This window comes from Chryseobacterium sp. BGA-UO-ETr-SB22, from assembly GCF_059567885.1.
Genome location: NZ_JCAQOV010000005.1, coordinates 3,243,256 through 3,265,147 on the forward strand (window position 1 = coordinate 3,243,256; position 21,892 = coordinate 3,265,147).

The window sequence follows — 21,892 nt, forward strand, 5'->3', positions numbered from 1 at the left end:
ACAATAAATATAAAGATTGCTTATTTTTAAGCAATCTTTTTTTATGCTATTGATCCTGTTTTCTTCAATTTTCATCATTCCTGTCTTAATGGGCTGGGGAAAAATCATGGAAAACATATCCGGAATTTTATTTCAGGGAATCTCAGGAAAAATCTTATCCGGAATCCTGGGAATAAGTCTGGTATGGACATTCATTTCTTTTTTCTTTCCTTTAAATATTTATGTAGAAGCAGCTTCAATACTATCAGGATTATTCTTTTTCTTTAAAAATAAACCCTATCAGGAATTCTACCAGTTTTCAAAAAAAGATTTTGGATTAATGAGTGTTGCTGCTCTGATTATCATGCTCGCAGGTTCTTATTATCCTTATATATTAGATCATTTCGGATATTACATTCCTACTCTTCAGTGGCTTACAGAATATGGACTGGTAAAAGGAATTTCAAACATAGATCTCACGCTGGGACAAATGTCTGTCTGGCATATTTTTCAGGCCGGATTTTCCAATTTTTCTGACCCGTTTTTAAGAATCAATGCTGTATTACTCATTATTTACAGCATTTATATCATCGAAAGAAAAAATTGGATACATCTTTGTTTTCTACCCATCTTATTACTGTTCTCACAATCTCCAAGTCCAGATCTTCCTGTCATTATTTTTTCACTGATTATTTTAAATGAACTCATAGACGGGAACAAAAATATAAGTCTCCTTTTTGCCTTTTCAATTTTTGTTTTTGCAATAAAACCTACCATGATATGGCTGCCTGTATTGGTATTTCTAAGTTCTGTTTTTATTTTCAAAAACAATTTCAAGCCATTATTTTCAGGAATTCTAATTCTCGTTTTATTCTTTATTAAAAATATATGGACATTCGGTTTTCCCGTTTTTCCTGTAGCAATAGGTGATTTGGGTGTATTCTGGAAACCTAATCCTGAGGTTTTAAAAACCTCGTCACAATTTGCAATCATGAAGACCTATGATATGCAGTATACCTATGAAGAAATTCAAAAATTTTCTACAGCAGATTATATTAAAAACTGGCTTTTTCTGGAAGGAATCAAATCAAAGATTAATATTCTCTTTGTCCTGAGTTTAGCAATTTTTACTGCATTTGCCTGGATCAAAAAAAGAAAACTCATCACTCTGATCTGCATTTCATTATTGATAAAAAGTATATTGATCCTTGCGTTTTCTGCTCAATACAGATTTTTCATAGATGTTTTCTTCGTGGTATTTTTTGTTCTGTTTCATGAATATTTTAATCAAAAAAAATCCATTATTGTTTTTTCAGTTCTCAGTTTATTTTTCATTTCAATGTTATCCTTTCCGGCATTGATACAAAAATATATTCCAAGTTTCAGGGTGGGAAGCTTTATGACAGGATTTGAAAAAGAACAGCTTTACAGACCTTCAACCTACGAATACCATCAGTTTAATACATTTAAAATCGGGAATTTTAAATTTAATGTTTCTCACAATTATCCTTACAGTTTTGATACTCCTCTTCCTGCGGTTACTCCATTTTATATTTTTGATGATGTAAAAGCAGGTATTTTCCCACAGCTTTCAGACAAAAATGACCTCAAAAAAGGATTTATCTGGAAAAAAATGACTCCGGAAGAAAAAAAAGAAGCCCAAAAGGTTATCAATATTATCAAAAACACTGATAAATAGAACAAATCCAGAAACTTTATTATCTGAAGAAAAAAAGGTAATTTTGTACTATGTTCAATACATTAGGTAATCTTCTTAGTCTTACAACATTTGGAGAAAGTCACGGAGTGGCTTACGGCGGTATCATCAATAATTTTCCGGCAGGTTTAACGGTAGATCTCGATAAGGTTCAATACGAACTGAACCGAAGAAAACCTGGCCAGTCAGCAATTGTTACTCAAAGAAAAGAAAGTGACACTGTAAAATTTCTTTCAGGAATCTTTGACGGAAAAACAACTGGTACCCCAATTGGTTTTATCATTGAAAACGAAAATCAGAAATCGAAAGATTATGACCATATCGCAGGAGCATATCGTCCGAGTCATGCTGATTTCACCTATGACCAGAAATTTGGTTTCAGAGATCATCGTGGTGGCGGGAAATCTTCTGCTAGAGAAACAATGAACTGGGTAGTAGCCGGAGCTCTTGCAAAACAGCTTTTATCAGACATTGAAATCAACGCTTACGTTTCTTCCGTGGGTGATATTTTCTGTGAAAAACCTTACCAGGCTTTAGATTTTTCTCAAACGGAAAGCAATGACGTTCGTTGTCCTGATGCCGAAACGGCTGAAAAGATGATTTCAAGAATCAAAGAGATCAAAAAAGAAGGCAATACCATTGGTGGAACGATCACTTGTGTGATTAAAAATGTTCCTGTGGGAGTTGGCGAACCTATATTTTCAAAACTTCAGGCTGAACTGGCAAAAGCAATGCTGAACATCAATGCCTGCAAAGGTTTTGAATATGGGAGCGGGTTCTGCGGAGCTAAAATGACAGGAAAAGAGCACAATGATGCTTTCAATACAGATTTCACTACAAAGTCTAACCTTTCAGGAGGTATTCAGGGGGGAATTTCCAACGGAATGGATATCTATTTCCGTGTAGCCTTCAAGCCCGTGGCAACTATTCTGAGACCTCAGGACAGTATTGATAAAGAAGGAAATCCTGTGATCGTAGAAGGAAAAGGCCGTCACGACCCTTGTGTGGTTCCAAGAGCTGTTCCTGTAGTGGAAAGCCTGGCTGCATTTGTATTGGCAGACCTGTTTCTGATCAACAAAACAAGAAATATCAATAATTTTTAACATAAAATCTTTTTGGTAATGAAAAATTACTGGGATAAAGGAATTTCTTTTGACGAATATCTTCAGATTGCAAAAGAAAGATTAGCAAATCCTGCCAACCAGCAGGAAGCTGAATATAAACAATATTATGAGCTGGGTCTTCAGAGAATGGACCGAACGGTAAAAAAATACATTCCGGATGAAGATCAGCTGAAAGAACTCGCTGCAAAAAACTTTGACGGAAAGATTTTAATCATTTCTGAGGCTTGGTGTGGTGATGCAAGTGCAACAGTTCCTGCATTATTCAGATTTTTTGAAGGTCATAATGAAGTAAGAGTTTTTCTTAGAGACAGCGATAAAAGCTTAATCAACCAGTTTCTGACCAATGGTACGGAATCTATTCCTAAAGTACTTATTCTTGACAAAGACCTGAATGTAAAAAATTCATGGGGACCTCGTCCAAAATACGGGTATGAACTGTTGATGAAATATAAAGCTGATCCTGAAGCGTATCCAAAAGATATGTTCTATAATGATCTGCAGATATATTATGCCAAGAACAGAGGAAAAGATGCTGTTCAGGAAATTTTAGATCTTCTATAAAAAAGAGATATGAAAAAAAATGTCATTTATCTTGTATTAATTGTTATTATCGGTGGTATTGCCTTCATACCGGGAATAAGGAATTTTCTAAAAGACACATTCCTCCCTGTTGCAACTATTGAAAATGCGGTACACATCAGTGAAGAAGATTACAATATAGAACTTAAAGGAATCAATGCACCGAGTACGAATCTTAAAAACTTTAAGGATAAAGGAATTTTCCTGAATTTCTGGGGAACCTGGTGTCCGCCATGCAGAAAAGAATGGCCCTCTATTCAGAAGCTGTACAATACCCGAAAAGATCATGTAGATTTTGTATTGATCGCTATGAATGACAAAGAAGAAGATGTAAGAAAATTTTTAAAGGAAAATAATTATACAGTTCCTGTTTATATTGCTCAAAGCCCTATTTCTGAGAAAATTCTTCCTAAAGTTTTTCCTACGACTTTCCTTTTGGATAAGTATGGAAGAATCCTTATCAAAGAAGATGCTACAAAAGATTGGGACACAGAGACTGTGCATCAGTTCATTGACAATATTATCAAATAAATTTTTAACTAAATTTTATAATTTGTTGGTACAGGATTTGTGAAATTTATAATGTTGAAAAATTTATTAAATCCAAACACAAAAATGAAATATTCAAAATTAAATCTTGCAAAAGAAGCTATCAATCACAAGGGCTTTGTAAAAAAGATCCCTGATATTTTCAGAATGGTCAAAATGTGGAAAAGAGGAACCTATCCGATGAGATCTATAGACATTATTCTTCCTTTACTGGGAATTTTATATGTCATCTCTCCTATTGACCTGCTTCCTGAATTTGCCATACCGGTACTTGGAGTCATGGATGACCTGGCAGTTTTGTCGCTCACTATTCCTAAACTCATCAAAGAGGTTGACAAGTTTTTATTATGGGAAGCCGAACAAAAATACAGAGGCGCTCAAGTCATTGATGCTGAAATCGTAAAATAATAGTTTATTATATTTTTCACACCATCCTGGTAGATCTGGGGTGGTTTTTTATTTACAAATAGCTGATAAATTTTTAAGCCTTATTTCAATTCCTTAAATTTGCAATATCTAATAAAAAATAATGGAAAGTAAAAAAGAATTCTTCTTAGAGTGCTACAAACTAGGCATCATCAAATTTGGTAGGTTTACCCTAAAAAGTGGTATTGAAAGTCCTTTTTATGTAGACTTAAGACCTTTGGCTTCAGATCCTAAAATTTTAAAAAATCTTGCTAATTATTTATTGGAAATGCTTCCATTGGATAATTTTGATTTAATCTGTGGAGTTCCTTATGCTGCTCTTCCTATGGCGACTGCAATGTCTCTGGAAAGCTACATTCCATTAATTATTAAAAGAAAAGAGGCTAAAAGCTATGGTACGAAAAAACTGATTGAAGGGATTTATCAGAAAGGACAAAACTGTCTTTTGGTAGAGGATGTCATCACATCAGGAAAATCTTTGTTAGAAACCATTCCTGAAATAGAACAGGAAGACCTTAAAGTTTCTGATATTGTTGTGGTATTGGACAGAGAACAGGGTGGAAAACAACTGTTGGAAAGTAAAGGATACAGAGTACACACGCTTTTCAATATTTCGGAAGTATGCGACATTCTTCAGGAAACCGGTGAACTGTCTGATGAAGAAGTAAAAAGAATTCAGGACTTCCTTCAGGGGAACCATATTCAGTTTGAAGAAGAAACCAGATCTTCTTACGATCAGAAACTTCAGACTACACAACATTCGGTATCAAAAAAATTACTGGAAACAGCTTTAGCAAAAAAATCAAACCTTATTGCTTCTGCAGATGTTACCACTACTCAGGAGTTATTGGAACTTGCTGAAAAAGTAGGACCACACATCATTGCTTTAAAAACGCATATTGATATTATTTCTGATTTCGATTATGAAAAAACAATCACTCCTTTAAAAGCGATCGCTGTAAAACACCAGTTCTTACTGATGGAAGACAGAAAGTTTGCCGACATTGGAAATACTCAGGAACTTCAGTTCACAAGTGGTGTTTTCAAAATTACCAATTGGGCAGATTTCGTAACGTCTCAGGTTATCGGAGGTTTTGAATCATTAGACTGTTTCCACAATGTAGGAGTGGTAGCTATTGTAGGAATGTCTTCTAAAGGAGCTCTTACTACTGCAAGCTATCGTGAAGAAGCTTTAAAAGTAGCCTTATCTCATCCTAATGTAATTGGTGGAGTATCTCAGAACAAAATTCCTGAAGACCTTTTATTATTCACTCCGGGAGTTAATCTTGCAGATTCAGGAGATGGTAAGGGACAGCAGTACAATACACCGGAACATGTTTTCAAAACGCTGCATACAGATTTTATCATTGTAGGAAGAGGAATCTACAAATCTGATAACCCTGAAGCATCTGCGATCACTTATAAAACAGAGGGATGGAATGCGTATATTAATTCTTTGGAAAAAAAAGCAATTCAGGGTTAAAATCCTATAAAGTATATCCAAAATAAGTTATATTTGACCTTTATCACGAATATTTGAAAAAGATCAGCATTTGTCTTATTTTGTTCTGGGGAGCCGCACAGGTTTCTGCACAGAAAGACAGTATATATATTGAAGCTAAACTGTCTCCTGACAAAAAGAACCTTGAGATCAGTCAGGAAATTGTTTATTACAATCATTCCGAAAAAGATCTGCAGACTGTAAAACTCCTGAATTGGGTTTCCGCTTACAACAGACGCGGAACTTCTTTAGTCTACAGAAAACTGGAAGACAGAAATACTGATTTGCATTTTGCGACAAGCGATCAATTGGGAAAACTTTTTGAACTGAATGTTAAAAATTCTGATAATGAAGTTATTCCCGTAAATACAATCTCAGATGAAAATCTTTTTATTCCTCTGAAAAATGTATTAAAACCTGGCGAAAGCGTCACTTTACAGTTGCAATACCGGATGCAGCTTCCCGATAAAACTTTTACGGGATACGGAACATCCGCTCAGAATACGGTATTAAAATATTTCTTTATTGTTCCGGATCATTTTGATCCGGACAATATTTCTCAAAGAAACTATCACGATATTGAAGAACCGGTAAGTTTCAATACTTTCTGGACTGTCAACTTTGATATCCCTGCCAATAGCTTTGTGGAGGGTAATCTCCCACAGGTTCAGATGAACTCATTCAAAGGATATCTGGATTCAGATCCTGAGTTTTTGATTTCTCCTACAGCCTATCCTTCAATAAGAACCAATGTTGACGGGGCTGAAACCGAAATTAAATTTGGTTATAATCTGAAACCGGAAGAAAAACAAAATCTGGAATTTTACCTTCCTTTACAATTAAAGTTTCTGAAAGAGAGAATCGGTTTTCTTCCGAAAAGTATTTTTATTTCTGATAAATTCAGGGCTAAGGAAGACTTTTTCGGGAATAATGATATTACTTTCTGGAAATTCAAATTTCAGTTATTTACCAATGCTGAAAAGACAGACCTGGATTATTTTGGAATTATTGCCAAGAAAATCCTTGATGAAAATATTATTGCTGATAAAGAAAAAGACCATTGGTTCAAGAACGGTTTAAAATCCTACCTGGAAATCCAGTATCTGAAAAAATTCTATGCTGACACAAAGCTTTTAGGAACACTTCCTGAGACCAGAATATTTGGAATGAAGCCTTTAAAATTTTTCCATGCATCCAAAGTAAAACTTTTGGACCGTTACGGACTTTCCTATCAGTATATCATGCTGCAAAATCTTGATCAGAAGGTTGATGAGCACTTTCCTGTCTTGAGTAACTTCAATGACATGGCTGTCAGCAGTTTTGAAACAGGAAGTCTCTTTAATTATTCAGCAGATAAAATGGGATATGACAATTTCAATGATATTGTAAAAGATTATATTTCTAAGAATACAGGAAAAAAAATTACTCCTGAAGATTTTCTGACTTCCCTTTCTGCAAAAAATAAATCAACAGCCTATCTTTCAAACTTTTTGAAACAAAAAAACAGGGTTGATTTTAAATTAAAAAATATTAGAAAAAACACCGATTCGCTAGAGATAAAGATTACAAAAAACACCGATATCTCTATTCCTGTAAAGCTTGAAACAGAGACCAAAGAAGGAGAAAAAAAGGCGTACTGGATAGATACTGAAGAAAATGAACGCATTACCAGTCTGTCGCTTCCAGCTTCTGATAACATCTATAAAGTCACATTAAATAGCGGCTATACCTTCCCTGAATCAAATTACAGAGATAACTTTCTGTATGCAAAAGGAATATTTTCCAATGCAAAAAAAATCAAACTTAAATTAATAAAAGATATTCCAAATCCGGAATACAACGAAATTTATCTCAGCCCAAGAGTACGTTTCAACAATACGTATGATAAGTTTCTTTTGGGAATTAACTTAAAAAATCAATCTTTATTTGATCAGAAATTCCTGTATTCAGTTACGCCAACCTACAGTACCGGAACAGGAAAACTAACAGGTTCAGGAGCTGTTTCCTACTCTATTCTGCCTGCCGAAAGTATTATCAGAAGCTTAACCTTTGGAGTTTCCGGTTCTTATTTTCATTATGATTATGGATTAGCCTACAGAAAGAGTTCGTTAGCTACCTCTATCAATTTCAGAAAAAATCCAAGAAGTACCGTGAGCAGAAGCATCGGAGTTTCCTATAATTATTTCGAAAGAGATCTGAGTCCTGTAATGATTGCCAATAATGACTACAGCAAATATAATGTCTGGACAGTTGGGTATGGCTATAGTGACAGCCAGATGATCCATGAAAAAAGTTTTAGTCTGAGTACGCAGGGAATGGAGGATTTTAATAAAATAACAGCTGAAGGTTTCTACAGATGGGAATTTGCTCCTAAACAGAAGCTGAGCTTACGTTTATTTGCCGGATATTTCTTAAGAAACAACACAAGAAACAACCTTTTCGACTATGGAATTTCGAGGGTTTCTAACTACTCCTTCTCTTATAATCTTTTGGGAGAAAGTGCCAGCAGCGGTCTTCTTTCACAACAGTTTATATTAGCTGATGGTGGTTTTAAATCATTCCTGCCGGGAACGGTAAACCAATGGATCACTTCTGCCAATGTAGATTCAAGTGTATGGAAAATATTCCATGTGTATGCTGACGCCGGAGTTTATAAAAATAAAGATCTTCCTGCCAAATTCATATGGGATACCGGAGTGAAAGTAAGAATCATCCCGGATTTCCTGGAAGTTTATTTCCCGATACAGTCTTCGTTAGGATTTGAGCCTTCATTTAAAGATTATGGAAAGCGTATCCGATACACTTTGATTCTTAATCTTGGTTCCATTATCAATGCCGCAAGAAGAGGATGGTATTAAGTCTTATTAAAATAAAAAAACGATTGTAGATATCTTTGTGGATTACATTTCAGTGAATGATATCTTATATTAAAATAAAAGAACAGCCTGTATTTACAAGCTGTTCTTTTTATTAAAACTAATCTTTTATAATTTTCTGCGAAATAGGAATGTTGTTAATCGTTCCTGTCACAATATAAGTTCCTTTTGGAAGCTCAGCAATATCAAGACTTGAAGCCAGTTTAGTAGGTGATTTTTTTACAATCTGCCTGAATGTATCATAGATTTTGACATCTTTCACTTCAGTTCCAAAGACAATTTTACTGTCCTTGATAAATGGATTCTGTACAAAACCGGATTTCACACTGCCCTCTAGGGAAAAATCTGTCATATTATCATTACTGCCAGCTGATGTTCTTTTTATAGCCGTAGTGGTGGTTGGAGAAGGAGCTGGCCCATCTCCTTTAAACTGATCGGCATTTGAACCATATCCTACAAAGTCCAGAACGTTAGATGCAGAAGGTCCGGTAACCTGTACTATATTTCCAGCTAAAGCGATCTTTCCCGATACACTGGAAATTCTCAATCCGGAAGATTTGTTGGGCGTTCCATCAAAATTGGTAATTGCAGTTGCAATAAAATTCGGTGTCGGTAGATTTTCAACACCTCCATCAATGGCTGATTCCTGAATCAAATAAGTTTCTTCTGGCCCTAAAGTAAAGTCCGGCAGTGTATGATATTCGGTAAATGCCCCTATTGCCGGAGCATACTGTATACTCGCTCCAGTCAAAGAAACCAATCCGGTTCCGATATTTTTGAGCACAATATAATTATTTTTCAATACGGCATCTGAGTTTGCATTACCGCCATAAATCTCATTGATCACAATCTGAGCATTCGAAAAGGCTGTTAATGATACAAGCCCCACAAGAGTAAAGATTTTTTTCATCGTAATAATTTTTAGAAATGGATTTGTAATAAAAATATCAAAAACAATACCACCAAATTAAGAAATAAACAGCATACAAAAATCTAAAGATCAGTAAATAATCATATAAAAAAACAGCCGCTTCAATGATGAAGCGGCTGTTTGTATTTTTATCTCAAGAGATTAGTCTTTAAGAACTTTTTGAGAAACCGGCTGGTTGTTTACTGTACCTGTTACGATATAGTTTCCTTTTGCTAATTCAGCAACGCTTACAGTTCCGTTTTGTTTTACAGAACCTTCTTTCACAAGCTGTCCGAACATATTGAAAACTTTTACGTCTTTTACATCAGATCCGAAAACGATCTCATTGTTTTTAACGAAAGAATTCTTTACAAAGTTCCCTGATTTTGTGTTTTTTGCATCGATAACAGCTAGAGAGGCAGTAGATGAAGTAACAACTAAAGAAATATCATCTATTCTCCAGTTAGCAGTACCAGCAGAAGGAGTACCTGTACCAGGACTATCACTTCCATAGATTCTTAATGTAACCGGAGCTGATTCTGCACCTACCAGATTAGCACCTGCAAATGTGATGCTATTCAATGCCCATGTACTATTGTTAATAACATTTGCACTACCTATGGCAGTAGTATAATTATCAATACTAGAGTATACTGTAATTTTTCCTGGTCCAGTAGATGTTCCTCTAGATCCAAAATTTAAAGAATTCAAAGTGACTTTATTACCAGCGACAGGAGTAACTGTTACACTAAAATAAGTACTTGTAGCAGCAGAAAGAGCATCTTTATAAGCAGCAGCCCCAAAATTACTAGACCCACTGGCTCCCGTATAACCGCTAGATGCAGATGAAGTAGCAATTAAAGAAGTAGTACCATTATTATTTCCCTGAGTTGCTGCGAATGCTACACTTGAAATATTAGCATTTGTACCAGAAATAGGATTTACAGAAGTACAATCCCATGTGTAAGTTGTTTGTGCAAAGGCGAATGCGCTCACTACTACCGTAGCGAAAAGAGAATAAAGTTTTTTCATGATTTAATTTTTTTTCTTGTTAATAAATTTCTTTACATCACAAAACTACATCTAATTTTTTATTTGGGACAATAAACAAGTTAAGTTTTTGTTAATTATAGTTAACCCCTCAATGTTAACATTTTTTAATTATTTTTACGAATTATTTTTAAAAGGTGCGGAATTTTATCATTCTATTCGTTTTATTCTTCTTAGGCATATTTTCTGGAAATGCTCAGGTGTTTTCGTGGAAAAATCCCAATGTTCCTGAAGACAGCATCAAGAGAGATAGTATTCTGGCTGCCAGGCTGGAACAGGACATTTTTGCAAAAGATACTCTGGATTTTATAAGAACGCACAATAAGATCATTATTGACGAGGCTGTACTGGCAAAAAATGACAAAAAAAGATTTTTAGGGGAGCTTAATTCGAAAGGTTCTATTATCCGTGGGATTACTTTTGGAAATAATCAGGGACAGTCTGTACAAAGCTCTATGGACCTTCAGATCTCAGGACGATTATCAAAAGATGTTACGATTTTAGCCAGTATTTCAGATCATAACCTTCCTATTCAGGCTGATGGTTATACCCAAACTTTGGAAGAGTTTGACAAAATCTATATGCAGCTTAATATTAAGGAAAAATCTATCCTTAGAGCCGGACACCTTGATCTTGTAGAGTCTAAAAATTATTTTGCGAAATACCAGAGAAGGAGTATGGGACTTCAGTTCCAGACAGAATTTGGGAAAGAAAACAAAACATTGATCGATATTTCTGCCGGTGTTGCACGAAGTGAATTCCACAGAATTCGTTTTCAAGGGGTTGAAGGAAACCAGGGACCTTATCGTCTGACGGGTAAGAACGGCGAACAGTTTATTACACTGATCTCCGGTTCTGAACAGGTTTTCATTGATGGTATCTTAATGAAAAGAGGAGAAAATCAGGATTATATCATCAATTACAATACAGGTGAAGTTACCTTTACCAGTTTCCGTCCTATTTTCCAGCAGAACTTTATTACAATTTCTTATAACTACGCCAACAGAAATTATTCAAGATATTTATTTACCGGAAAACTTGAGCATCAAAGAGAAAAATTCAAAGTGGGGCTCAACTGGTTCATGGAAAATGACAACAAAAATGCTCCTCTTTCTTTAAATCTATCTAAGGAAGATGAACAAATCCTTGCTGAAGCTGGAAATGATCCCAATCTGATGTATGCTCCATCTGGTGTCATTACCGAATATGATGTCAATAAAATTTTATACAAATTAAACTCTGCCGGAAATTTCTATGAATTTTCCACTGATCCTAACCTAACGCTTTATCAGGTTTCTTTTACTTATTTTGGAGCTAATCTGGGAGATTATAAAATAGCACAGACTACCAATAATGGACGTGTTTTTGAATATGTAGGTCCTAATGCGGGAGATTACAGAGCAGTAAGAAAACTTCCTTCTCCTCAGAAATCACAGGTATATTCCCTGAATTCTGAATACTTATTAAATGAAGGAAAAATAGGAGCTGATATCTCCTTGAGTAATTATGATGTTAATTTATTTTCATCAAAGGATTCTGATCAGAATATGGGCTATGCGTGGCGTATCTTCGGAAATAAAAGCTTTACAAAGAATACATGGAAGGGAACTCCAAGTTTTGAATATCAGTATATAGACAGACAGTTTCATATTCTTGACCGTATCAATGATGTGGAATTCTCCAGAGATTTTAACCTTACCCAGGAATTTAACAAGAAGACTCAAAACAGGTTTATTTTCAGCTTCCTGAACAAATGGAACAACAAGTCTACTTTAAATTACCGTGTCAATTATTTAAATGAACAGGACTCTTACAAAGGGCTTAAAAACGATCTGGACTTCGGGTGGATCACAGGAAAACTCTTTACCAAAGGGAATTTATCTTACCTGAATACCAATGCCACTCTTCAGGATACTAAATTTATCCGTGGAGGAATTTCAACTGAATTTACCGGTAAAAAAGGTAGCTGGGCCATTGGTGGAAGCATGGAACACAATGAGAAGAAATACAATGATACTAAACTTATGGATGTCACGAGTTTCAGCTGGAAAGAAATCTTTTTGCAAAAGAAAATTGGTGACAGTACAAGAACAAAGCTATTGGCGAAAGTATATATGAGAGATAATGACTCTGTGCGTGACAACAGGCTTCAGAATATGAACAATATTTTGGGTTTCATGGCAGAAAGTCAGATCATCAAAACGGAAAAAACTACGCTAAATGCTTTAATCCACTACAGAAAATTTTTCTACTCAGGTGCGGAAGGTGATGTTACCCGAAATAATGACTTCGTGGTTGGAAATATCTTATACAACCAACAGCTTTTCAGAAACGGAATGCGCCTTCAGGCTTTCTACGAACTTGGAAACGGACAAGAAGCACAGAGAGAATTCCAGTATATTAAAGTAACGGATGGACAAGGGGTATACAAATGGACCGATTATAACGGAGACGGCATTCAGCAGCTGGACGAATTTGAAATTGCCGAATATTCTGATCTTGCTCAATACATCCGTGTGTACACCAATTCTGTAAGATATATTCCTTCCAATAAAAATAAATTACAGCTGGCATTATTTGTCAATCCGGCAATCATTTTCAATTCAGAAAACGGATTTTTAAAGCGTTGGAATTTCAACATTTCATTGAATTCCCAAAACTCATTCTATAAAAAAGATAAAGTTCTTGTTCTGAATCCTTTTGAAAAGAATAGTGATCAGATTCTTAAAAATCAAAATATACTCGCTTCTGTACAATTCAATCCGACCGAAAAATCAGGATGGAACGGAAACTACAGATTCATCACAAACGATAATCTCATCAATGCCAATTTCAGCAATGAAGAGCGTGAGCAAACGTCTCACTTCCTGAATGTAGGATATTGGTTCAATAAAGAATTCAGGGTCGATTGGGAAAATTCCGTTCACGATATCCAAAACTCTTCACAATTATTTAAAACAAGGGATTATCGTCTTAATAATTTTGAAACAAAGCCTAAGGCCACTTATAAATTCACAGATGCCATACAGGCTGAATTGTCTTCTGCCTTCCGCCAAAAACAAAGACTGGATGGTGAAGAGCTTCTTAAAGCTTTTGATGTTACGGGAACCATCCAATGGGAGCGTAGAAAAACGTCTATCCGTGGAAACTTCTCCTTCATCAGTAACAATTTTACCGGAAACAATTTCAGTATTGTAGGAAACCAGATGCTGGATGGTTTGAAGCCGGGGAAAAACCAGGTATGGAGTGTATTTATCCAACAGGCCATCAACTCATTTATCCAGCTAAATCTTAATTACGAAGGAAGAAACTCGGGTGACCGAACTATTCATATCGGAAGCATGCAGGTAAAGGCAAGTTTCTAAGTTGAACATTTTCTTTTTACAATAAATAAAAAATCCCCAATATCACTATTGGGGATTTATATTGGTTATTATTAGTTAATTCTTATTTTTTAATAACTTTAAGTGATTGTGAACCTCTTTCGGTATTCACTTTTAAGATGTAAACTCCTGCAGGAGCACGTCTCATATCTACAGAGCCTTTTTCTGCGTTGATTGTTTCACTAAGAATTCTCTGTCCTGAAACATTGTATACTTCAACATCTTTGATTCTGCCGTCATTATTGATATAAAGGTAATCTACAACCGGATTCGGATAGAAATTCACTGTATTCTTTTTCGCTGCTTCATTTACAGCCAATACTGCTGCTGTAAATTCAAAACTTCCTAGATCCGGTGTTACAGCATTTCTTGTATTACCATCAGCATCCAATGTTACTTCAACAACTGGAGTTCCTTTATTATCAAGCGCTGCATTTCCGGTAGCAGACACATGGAAGTCTGTTGCTGATACAAATACCGGCAGAACATTCAACGAGTTTACATTACCTCCAAATCCAGACTGGATATCAGTAAGGGTAGCTTTGGCAGCTCCCCCGATATACCCAAGATTAGTTCCGGAAGAATAAAAATTATTGTAATTAATAGTAGAGAAAACCGTACTGGCCGCTCCGGCATAAATAGCATATCTATCTCCTGCCTGGGTCTGGGTATTTACAAAAAGATTATTTCTTACATCAATACCTCCTGCACCTGTTACTCCGCTAGTAATGTTTAAAGCAGATGGTCTTCCTGCAACAGTCTGGCTCACATCCATCACAACAGTATTATAATATACTTTATATCCTCCGCCTGCGGTAATGACCATACCATTTCCGTTGTCATTCACTCCTCCTGTTGTTGCATATCCATAGCCAGCTATACCACTTACGATATTGTTTGCTACTAAAGTATTGGAGGTAAGATTTGTTGTCGCAAGATAAATTCCTTGTGCTCCGTATCCGGATACATTGGTATTTTTGATTCCTGTGATTTTATTATTAGTGATAGTCATTCCATTGGTCAATGTACCTCCCGCATAAATTCCAGCAAACAAAGTTCCCGTTCCACTGGAGTTAAAGTTGGAAATCGTATTTCCTTTTACAATAATATTAGCGGCGGCAGATGCCCCTGTATTACCGGAAGTAACCGTAATCCCGGCAGCACCCCCAGCACCAGTTCCTGTGTAACCAAGATTGGTAATGGTATTTGAAATAATCGAAGAATTAACCGTTGCTGTTGCAAACCAGACTCCTCTTTTAATTTCTGCATTGGTAGTTTCAAAATTACCCAGCGTATTGTTACTTACAGTTACTCCATCTGCCCCTTGTACATAAACTCCTCCAAGACGGTTGGCATCTGCCCCTGAAGCACTTATATCATTACCGGTAACCAATGTATTTCCTCCGTTACCTGCTCCTATAGCTGCAAATAAATAAATTCCCATGTAGGCTTTCTTCACAGCATTATTCTGAATGGTAACATTATTAAAGAAACCTCCAGTAGGAGTTGTAGCCCCGTCATACATTACCAAAGCTGAGGAATTATTCATCCCGTTAATAATATTCAGGTTTTTAACCATAATATTGGTATTGGCCGCTGCCGCAGAAGCCGCAATAAATGTAAGTACCTGCGGTGCTGTAACAGACGTATTGGTAAGAGTAAGATCCCTGGTAGTTCCTGAAGCGGCATTACTTCCATCTAAAGTAATATTACTGCCCTGTATTCTCACTAAAGGTGCACTGGCAACATCTCCTGAAATAGTAGCCGTAACTCCTACTGCAGGCTTAATTGCAACAGAAGTATAACTCGTTGCACCGCCACTGGCATTCAGGCTGGCAGTTGCCGTTTCTGTTGTATTGGCTGTGATACTGATTGCAATTGCTCCCTGATGTGTTCCCGCATTAATAGCGTCAAATGCTCCCTTTAACGTAGTATAGGTTCCTGTAGCTGTACCTGCCGTAGCAGACACATTCACTTGTGAATAAAAATTTGATGCAGCAAATCCTGCGATCAAGCAAAATAGAATTTTTCTCATATTATTAATTTTTGTTAGTATTAAATATAAAAAATATTTTCTAATATAATATCAAAAACATTGAAAATCAATCATATAAATTCAATAAAAATTAAACAAAACATCATAAAATCCCTTAAATAAACAGAGATACGTGAAACACTAAATGTATTCTAAATAGTAAAATATTGTTTTTTCAGAATTTCGTAAATTTGCACCATGATAAAAATAGGCAACATAGAACTGCCGGAATTTCCACTTTTGCTGGCTCCAATGGAAGACGTAAGTGATCCTCCGTTCAGACGTTTGTGTAAAATGCATGGTGCAGACTTGATGTATTCAGAATTTATTTCTTCTGAAGGGTTGATTCGTGACGCTATCAAAAGCCGTAAAAAGCTTGATATCTTCGATTATGAAAGACCAGTGGGTATACAGATCTTTGGTGGAGACGAAGAAGCTATGGCCATGTCTGCAAGAATTGTTGAAACAGTAAATCCGGATCTGGTAGATATCAATTTTGGATGTCCTGTAAAAAAAGTTGTCTGCAAGGGAGCAGGAGCAGGTGTTTTGAAAGACATTGACCTGATGGTTCGTCTTACAAAAGCTGTTGTAACTTCCACTCATCTGCCTGTAACGGTAAAAACCCGTTTAGGATGGGACAGCACCTGCATTAATATTGATGAAGTAGCAGAACGTCTGCAGGAAACAGGTATCAAGGCTCTTACTATACACGCCAGAACCCGTGCTCAAATGTACAAAGGTGAGGCAGACTGGGAACATATTTCCAGAATCAAACAAAACCCCAATATTGAGATTCCAATTTTTGGAAACGGAGATATTGATTCTGCTGAAAAAGCACTAGAATATAAACAAAAGTATGCATGCGACGGTATCATGATCGGGCGTGCTGCTATTGGCTATCCATGGATATTCAATGAAATCAAACATTTCTTTACAACAGGAGAGCATTTACCCGCCCCTACAATATCCGACAGATTATTGGCCGTTCGCCAGCATGCGGAATGGAGTGTTGAATGGAAAGGAGAAAGATTAGGCTTGGTCGAAATGAGACAGCATTACAGCAATTATTTCAGAGGAATTCCTCACTTCAAGGACTTCAGAAAAAAATTCCTGGAAGTTTTCACATTGGAAGAAATGAATAGCTTAATCCAAGAAACCCAACAGTTCTACGAAGAATATCAGGCACAGATATAAAAGTAAAAACCATCAGCAAAACTGATGGTTTTTTATTATTTTGAACCTTAGATTAATATCCTTCTGATGGAGATTCATTTTTAATAAGACCTAAAGCTGAAGAGGTTCCTATTCTTTTCACTCCCATATTGATCATTTTCTCAGCATCTTCAGGCGTTCTTACACCACCTGCTGCTTTTACGGGAAGCTTTCCTGCGTTTTTGAGCATAATTGCTATTCCTTCAAAGGTTGCTCCATTAGGTTTTCCTTCAGAAGTTTTATAGAATCCTGTTGAAGATTTAACAAAAATTCTTGACCAGTCATTTTCAGAGAAATTCTCTTCGGCCCATGTAGAAATATTTTTGGTAAGATCTGCAATTTGTTCATCAGTTAAAGCGGCGATCTCAATAATCCATTTCGCTATTTTTTGATGCTCAAGAGATAATTTTGTACATTTTACAAATTCCTCTTTTACCAGTTCTGTATTTCCTTGCAGATAAGCTGTATAATTAATAACAAAATCCAATTCATCAGCACCGTCTTCAATTGCTTTTGAGGCTTCTGCAAGCTTCTCATCAACAGAATATGTACCTTCGTGAAAGCCTATTACAGTTCCTACTGCAACATTTGAATTTCTTTCCTGAATATATTTCTTGATCTCAGCTACATAATCCGGGCGAATCATTACGGCAAAAATGCCATTCTCAATAGCTTCCTGAGCAAGTTCTTTATCTTTTTGAAGTGTTTCTTCGTGAGAAATACCTGATTGCTCCGGTGTTTTCAGGTAAGTTGAATCCAAATATTGGGCTATGTTCATATCGTTATACTTTCAATTGTCTGTAAATACCTTGTTCTAAAGATATAAAGGTTTCTGTTCTTGTTACTCCTTTCAGCTTCTGAAGCTTGTTAAGGATCTGCATTAAATGATCATTATCTTTACAAAGAACTTTCAGGAATATGGTATAATTTCCTGTTGTGTAATGGGCTTCCACTACTTCGTTAATATCATGCAAAGATTTTACCACTTCTGGATAATGGCTTGGCTGATCCAGAAATACTCCAATGTAGGAAATCACTTTATATCCTATTTTTTTAGGATTAAGAAATGATATTGAATTTTCAATAACTCCTGCATGTTCGAGTTTTTTGATTCTTTGATGCACTGCTGTTGTGGAAATTCCAACATTTTTGGAAATGTGGGCTAAAGAAGTTTTAGCATTATCCATCAACATGTAGATAATTTCTTTGTCAATAGAATCTAAATGATAGCTTGTGTTGCTCGAATTTTTCATTTTCTACTTTTTTATTATTTATGTTTTTTACTGTAAATCTTTAAATTTTACAAAAACCGGAAAATGGTCGCTATATCCTCCTAAATACCGTGTACCGGCATAAGTTCGGAAAGGTCGTCCTTCAAAATTTCTGGTTCTGCTGCGGATTTTTTCAGAATTGAATATATGGGCATCCTGAAAAGCCAGCGTCTTATTATCAAGCAAAGATCTTGACATAATGATCTGATCATACAGCAATCCAGATTTATAATGAAAAGTAGAATAATTTCTTGTAGAAAACAATTGTTGAAAAGGGTTCATTAAAACCTTCTCATGCTCATTGTTATAGAGAATCTGTACTAAATTTTCATCATCCGGGTTTTCGTTAAAATCACCGCACAATATGACATGCTCTTTATCAGCATCTACAATTTTCATAATCCGTTCCCGGACTTCATTCAATATAAAGGCTCTTTTAGGTTTATTAATATCTTTTTCTCGCTTAGAGGGAAGATGGGCGATAAAGACATTAATAATTTCCCCTTTATATTTAATTTTTGAAAAAAGTACGTCTCTGGTTGTGTCGTAATTTCCTGTGTTTTTATTTACTATTTCAAAAAAGAAAGTAATGGTTTCCGAATCTATTACCTCTACTTTATTTTTGTCATACAACATGGCTACATCCACTTTTCTTTCGTCCATAGAATTATAATGTACAATTCCATATTGCGAATGAAAGGGCTCCAGCTCCACAAGATCTTCCAATACTTTCCTTCCGGAAACTTCAGACAATCCTATTACGAATGGCATTACACCATTCTCCTCCTTCATCAACTGAAATACATGGGAGATTTTGAAAAGCTTATTATTATATCTTTTTTCATCCCAATTCCTTAAGCCTGACCGTGTAGGATCTAATTTGTGGACAGGTTTCGGATCGGGTAAAAATAAATTTTCAACATTATAAAAAGAGAACAGTTCCATCTACACTAATTTCTTTACTTTAATTTATTATGTTCTTTTTTCCTTAAGATGTAAATTTATTATTTTTTTTCAAAATTCCTTGATTCACCTTAAGAAAAGCGAATCAATTTCCAATAAAAAACAATTCAAATATAACAAAAAATATCAATGAAATCAGCTATAATAAATTAATTTTTCAATTATCTGGGAGTTTTAACACATTAATCAAAATTGAGACAATACATAAAAACCAGAATAATAGAAATAAATTCTCACTTTAAAAATAGAAATATTAATATTTTTCGTATTTATTTAATTTACAACAAATATTATTCCATTTATCTTCATAACAAATGGAATTAAAAACGAGTAAGAATTATATAAATTCCAACAATATTTGATTACAATAAATCGGGACGTTTTTCTTTGGTGATCCTCACAGCTTCATCATGACGCCATTCTTCGATTTTTCCGGAATTTCCGCTCAGTAAAATTTTGGGAACATCCAGCCCTTTATAACTTTCAGGTCTGGTATAAATTGGCGGGGAAAGAAGATCATCCTGAAAACTGTCTGTCAAAGCGCTCTGCTCATCATTTAAAACTCCGGGAAGTAATCTGATAATTGAATCTGCAAGAACGCAGGCTGCCAGCTCTCCTCCTGTAAGAACATAGTCTCCTATTGAAATTTCTTTTGTAATATGAAGATCTCTCACTCTTTGGTCAATTCCTTTATAGTGGCCGCAAAGAAAGATCAGGTTTCCTTTTATAGAAAGTGAATTGGCGATTTTCTGATTTAAAGTCATTCCATCTGGTGTCAGATAGATTACTTCATCATAATTTCTCTGAGACTTAAGCTCTGAGATACACTTATCCAGCGGCTCAATCATCATAACCATTCCTGCACCGCCTCCGTAAGGCTCATCATCAATCTGTCTGTGCTTATTGATAGCCCAGTCTCTCAGTTGATGAAAATGTACTTCTGCCAGTCCTTTATCCATCGCTCTTTTCAAAATAGAAGTTTTGAACGGACTTTCCATCAATTCCGGAAGTACGCTTATTATGTCAATTCTCATTGTAATGTTCCGTTTTTCTTAGTCGGTATAATAATTAATCTTAAAGAAGAATCTTTGTTGATATAGCTCCACATCCAGTTGAAGAATATGGCCAGCTTATTTCGAACGCTCAAAATTAGCATTAAATGGAGAAACATCCAGAAATACCACGCCAGAAATCCCTGGAATTTTATAAACGGGAGATCAACAACGGCTCTGTGCTTCCCAATGGTTGCTAATGAACCCTTATCATCATATTCATACTCTACCCACTCGTTCTGACTTTTCTTTAATAAATTTTTACCTAAATTTTTTGCCTGATTAATGGCTACATTCGCTACCTGCGGGTGTCCCTGTGGATATTTTGGTGTTTCCATATAGGCAATATCCCCGATGGCATAAATATTATCGTATCCTTTTATTGTATTATATCGATCTACAATATATCTGTTTCGTACTAATTTTTCTTCCGGAAAACCTCCTACCACATTTCCGGTAACTCCGGCTGCCCATATTACATTATTGGAAGGTATTTCTTTTCCGCTTTTAAGGTGTACTTTATCTCCATCATAATCTGTCACCACTTCTCCACTCATAAAAGTCACTCCAAGGTCTTTGAGGTATTTTTCAGATTTCTCCTGCGCTTCACTGCTCATTACAGCCAATGGCTTTTCTGTGGAACTTACCAGAATAATCTTCAGATGGTCAAAGTTCATGTAAGGATAATCTCTTGGAAGGATATCTTTTTTCATTTCGGCAAAAGCTCCTGCCAGTTCTACTCCGGTAGGTCCGCTTCCAACAATAACGATATTCCAGTTTCCGTCATCACTTCGGCTTTTTTCAATAATCAGTTTTTCAAAGGTCATCAATATATGATTTCTGATACTGATGGCTTCCTGGGTATTTTTCATTCCGAAAGCTTTTCCTTCCAAATCTTTGTTCCCGAAAAAATTAGTTTTACAGCCCGTTGCAATGATGAGTTTATCATACGTAAATTCTGCTTCATCGGTAATGACTTTATTGGTGGAAGGGTCTATTTCTTTCACCTCAGTCATACGGAACTGTGTGTTTCTGGACTGCTGAAAAATTTTTCTGAAAGGGAAAGAAATATTGGAAGGTTCTATCCTTCCTGAGGCTACCTGATAAAAAAGCGGCTGAAACATATGGTGGTTCATCCGATCCAGAACAATGACCTTTTTGTTCTTGTTATTCAATGTTTTTGCAAGCTGCAGCCCCGCAAATCCTCCTCCTATAATGATGATTTTTTCGCGTGTTTCCATAATACACAAATTTACTGATTTTAT

Annotated in this window: 17 protein-coding genes; 9 read left to right on the forward strand and 8 right to left on the reverse strand. The window is 35.7% G+C overall.

Translation table 11 applies throughout. The features are described 5' to 3' along the window. Nucleotides 1–88 precede the first annotated feature (88 nt). From AC57AW_RS22085 to AC57AW_RS22115, 7 genes are all read left to right on the forward strand, one after another. Nucleotides 89–1,678, forward strand: coding sequence for an LIC_10190 family membrane protein (locus AC57AW_RS22085; RefSeq protein ID WP_496353899.1), 1,590 nt, complete (start codon nt 89–91; stop codon nt 1,676–1,678). Between the two features lie 50 nt (nt 1,679–1,728). Beyond that, nucleotides 1,729–2,799, forward strand: a complete 1,071-nt coding sequence (aroC, locus tag AC57AW_RS22090; RefSeq protein WP_496353599.1) for a chorismate synthase — start codon at nt 1,729–1,731, stop codon at nt 2,797–2,799. A gap of 18 nt (nt 2,800–2,817) precedes the next feature. Further along, complete coding sequence (locus AC57AW_RS22095; protein WP_318846568.1) at nt 2,818–3,381, forward strand: thioredoxin family protein; 564 nt, start codon at nt 2,818–2,820, stop codon at nt 3,379–3,381. Nucleotides 3,382–3,390: 9 nt separating this feature from the next. Continuing rightward, nucleotides 3,391–3,930 (forward strand): TlpA family protein disulfide reductase, encoded by a 540-nt coding sequence (locus tag AC57AW_RS22100; RefSeq protein WP_496353600.1) that lies wholly within the window; start codon nt 3,391–3,393, stop codon nt 3,928–3,930. Nucleotides 3,931–4,014: 84 nt separating this feature from the next. Further along, nucleotides 4,015–4,356, forward strand: coding sequence for a YkvA family protein (locus AC57AW_RS22105; RefSeq protein WP_318846566.1), 342 nt, complete (start codon nt 4,015–4,017; stop codon nt 4,354–4,356). 121 nt (nt 4,357–4,477) lie between these two features. Then, entirely contained in the window at nt 4,478–5,857 is a 1,380-nt protein-coding gene (pyrF, locus tag AC57AW_RS22110) for an orotidine-5'-phosphate decarboxylase (protein WP_496353601.1), read from the forward strand. 53 nt (nt 5,858–5,910) lie between these two features. Further along, nucleotides 5,911–8,733 carry a gluzincin family metallopeptidase gene (locus AC57AW_RS22115; RefSeq protein WP_496353602.1) on the forward strand — a complete coding sequence of 941 codons (2,823 nt, stop codon included), beginning with the start codon at nt 5,911–5,913 and terminating at the stop codon, nt 8,731–8,733. A 118-nt stretch (nt 8,734–8,851) separates the two neighbouring features. Here the strand turns inward: AC57AW_RS22115 and AC57AW_RS22120 are convergent, their stop codons facing one another. Then, nucleotides 8,852–9,661, reverse strand: coding sequence for a T9SS type A sorting domain-containing protein (locus AC57AW_RS22120; protein ID WP_496353603.1), 810 nt, complete (start codon nt 9,659–9,661; stop codon nt 8,852–8,854). Between the two features lie 162 nt (nt 9,662–9,823). After that, nucleotides 9,824–10,693, reverse strand: a complete 870-nt coding sequence (locus tag AC57AW_RS22125; protein ID WP_496353604.1) for a T9SS type A sorting domain-containing protein — start codon at nt 10,691–10,693, stop codon at nt 9,824–9,826. A 155-nt stretch (nt 10,694–10,848) separates the two neighbouring features. On the opposite strand from AC57AW_RS22125, the gene AC57AW_RS22130 reads away from it, so the two are divergent. After that, the gene (locus tag AC57AW_RS22130; protein WP_318846561.1) at nt 10,849–14,076 is read left to right on the forward strand and encodes a DUF8818 domain-containing protein; all 3,228 of its coding nucleotides are present in this window, start codon (nt 10,849–10,851) and stop codon (nt 14,074–14,076) included. An 82-nt stretch (nt 14,077–14,158) separates the two neighbouring features. Here AC57AW_RS22130 and AC57AW_RS22135 read toward each other — a convergent pair whose 3' ends face one another. Then, a complete protein-coding gene (locus tag AC57AW_RS22135; protein ID WP_496353605.1) occupies nt 14,159–16,129 on the reverse strand; it encodes a T9SS type A sorting domain-containing protein in 1,971 nt (656 codons plus the stop codon). A 198-nt stretch (nt 16,130–16,327) separates the two neighbouring features. Here AC57AW_RS22135 and dusB point away from each other — a divergent pair, with 198 nt between their 5' ends. Beyond that, on the forward strand, nt 16,328–17,323 hold the full coding sequence (gene dusB, locus AC57AW_RS22140; protein WP_318846559.1) for a tRNA dihydrouridine synthase DusB: 996 nt from the start codon (nt 16,328–16,330) through the stop codon (nt 17,321–17,323). A 52-nt stretch (nt 17,324–17,375) separates the two neighbouring features. Here the strand turns inward: dusB and deoC are convergent, their stop codons facing one another. The 5 genes from deoC to AC57AW_RS22165 all read right to left on the reverse strand — a co-directional run bounded on the left by deoC (nt 17,376) and on the right by AC57AW_RS22165 (nt 21,868). Next, nucleotides 17,376–18,119, reverse strand: a complete 744-nt coding sequence (gene deoC, locus AC57AW_RS22145; RefSeq protein ID WP_496353606.1) for a deoxyribose-phosphate aldolase — start codon at nt 18,117–18,119, stop codon at nt 17,376–17,378. A 4-nt stretch (nt 18,120–18,123) separates the two neighbouring features. Beyond that, nucleotides 18,124–18,594, reverse strand: a complete 471-nt coding sequence (locus AC57AW_RS22150; RefSeq protein WP_047379047.1) for an Lrp/AsnC ligand binding domain-containing protein — start codon at nt 18,592–18,594, stop codon at nt 18,124–18,126. Nucleotides 18,595–18,621: 27 nt separating this feature from the next. Continuing rightward, nucleotides 18,622–19,557, reverse strand: coding sequence for an endonuclease/exonuclease/phosphatase family protein (locus AC57AW_RS22155; protein ID WP_496353607.1), 936 nt, complete (start codon nt 19,555–19,557; stop codon nt 18,622–18,624). 380 nt (nt 19,558–19,937) lie between these two features. Beyond that, entirely contained in the window at nt 19,938–20,609 is a 672-nt protein-coding gene (gene trmD, locus AC57AW_RS22160) for a tRNA (guanosine(37)-N1)-methyltransferase TrmD (protein WP_496353608.1), read from the reverse strand. After that, the gene (locus tag AC57AW_RS22165) at nt 20,606–21,868 is read right to left on the reverse strand and encodes an NAD(P)/FAD-dependent oxidoreductase (protein WP_318846556.1); all 1,263 of its coding nucleotides are present in this window, start codon (nt 21,866–21,868) and stop codon (nt 20,606–20,608) included. The genes trmD and AC57AW_RS22165 overlap by 4 nt, the downstream gene beginning before the upstream one ends. Between the last annotated feature and the right edge of the window lie 24 nt (nt 21,869–21,892).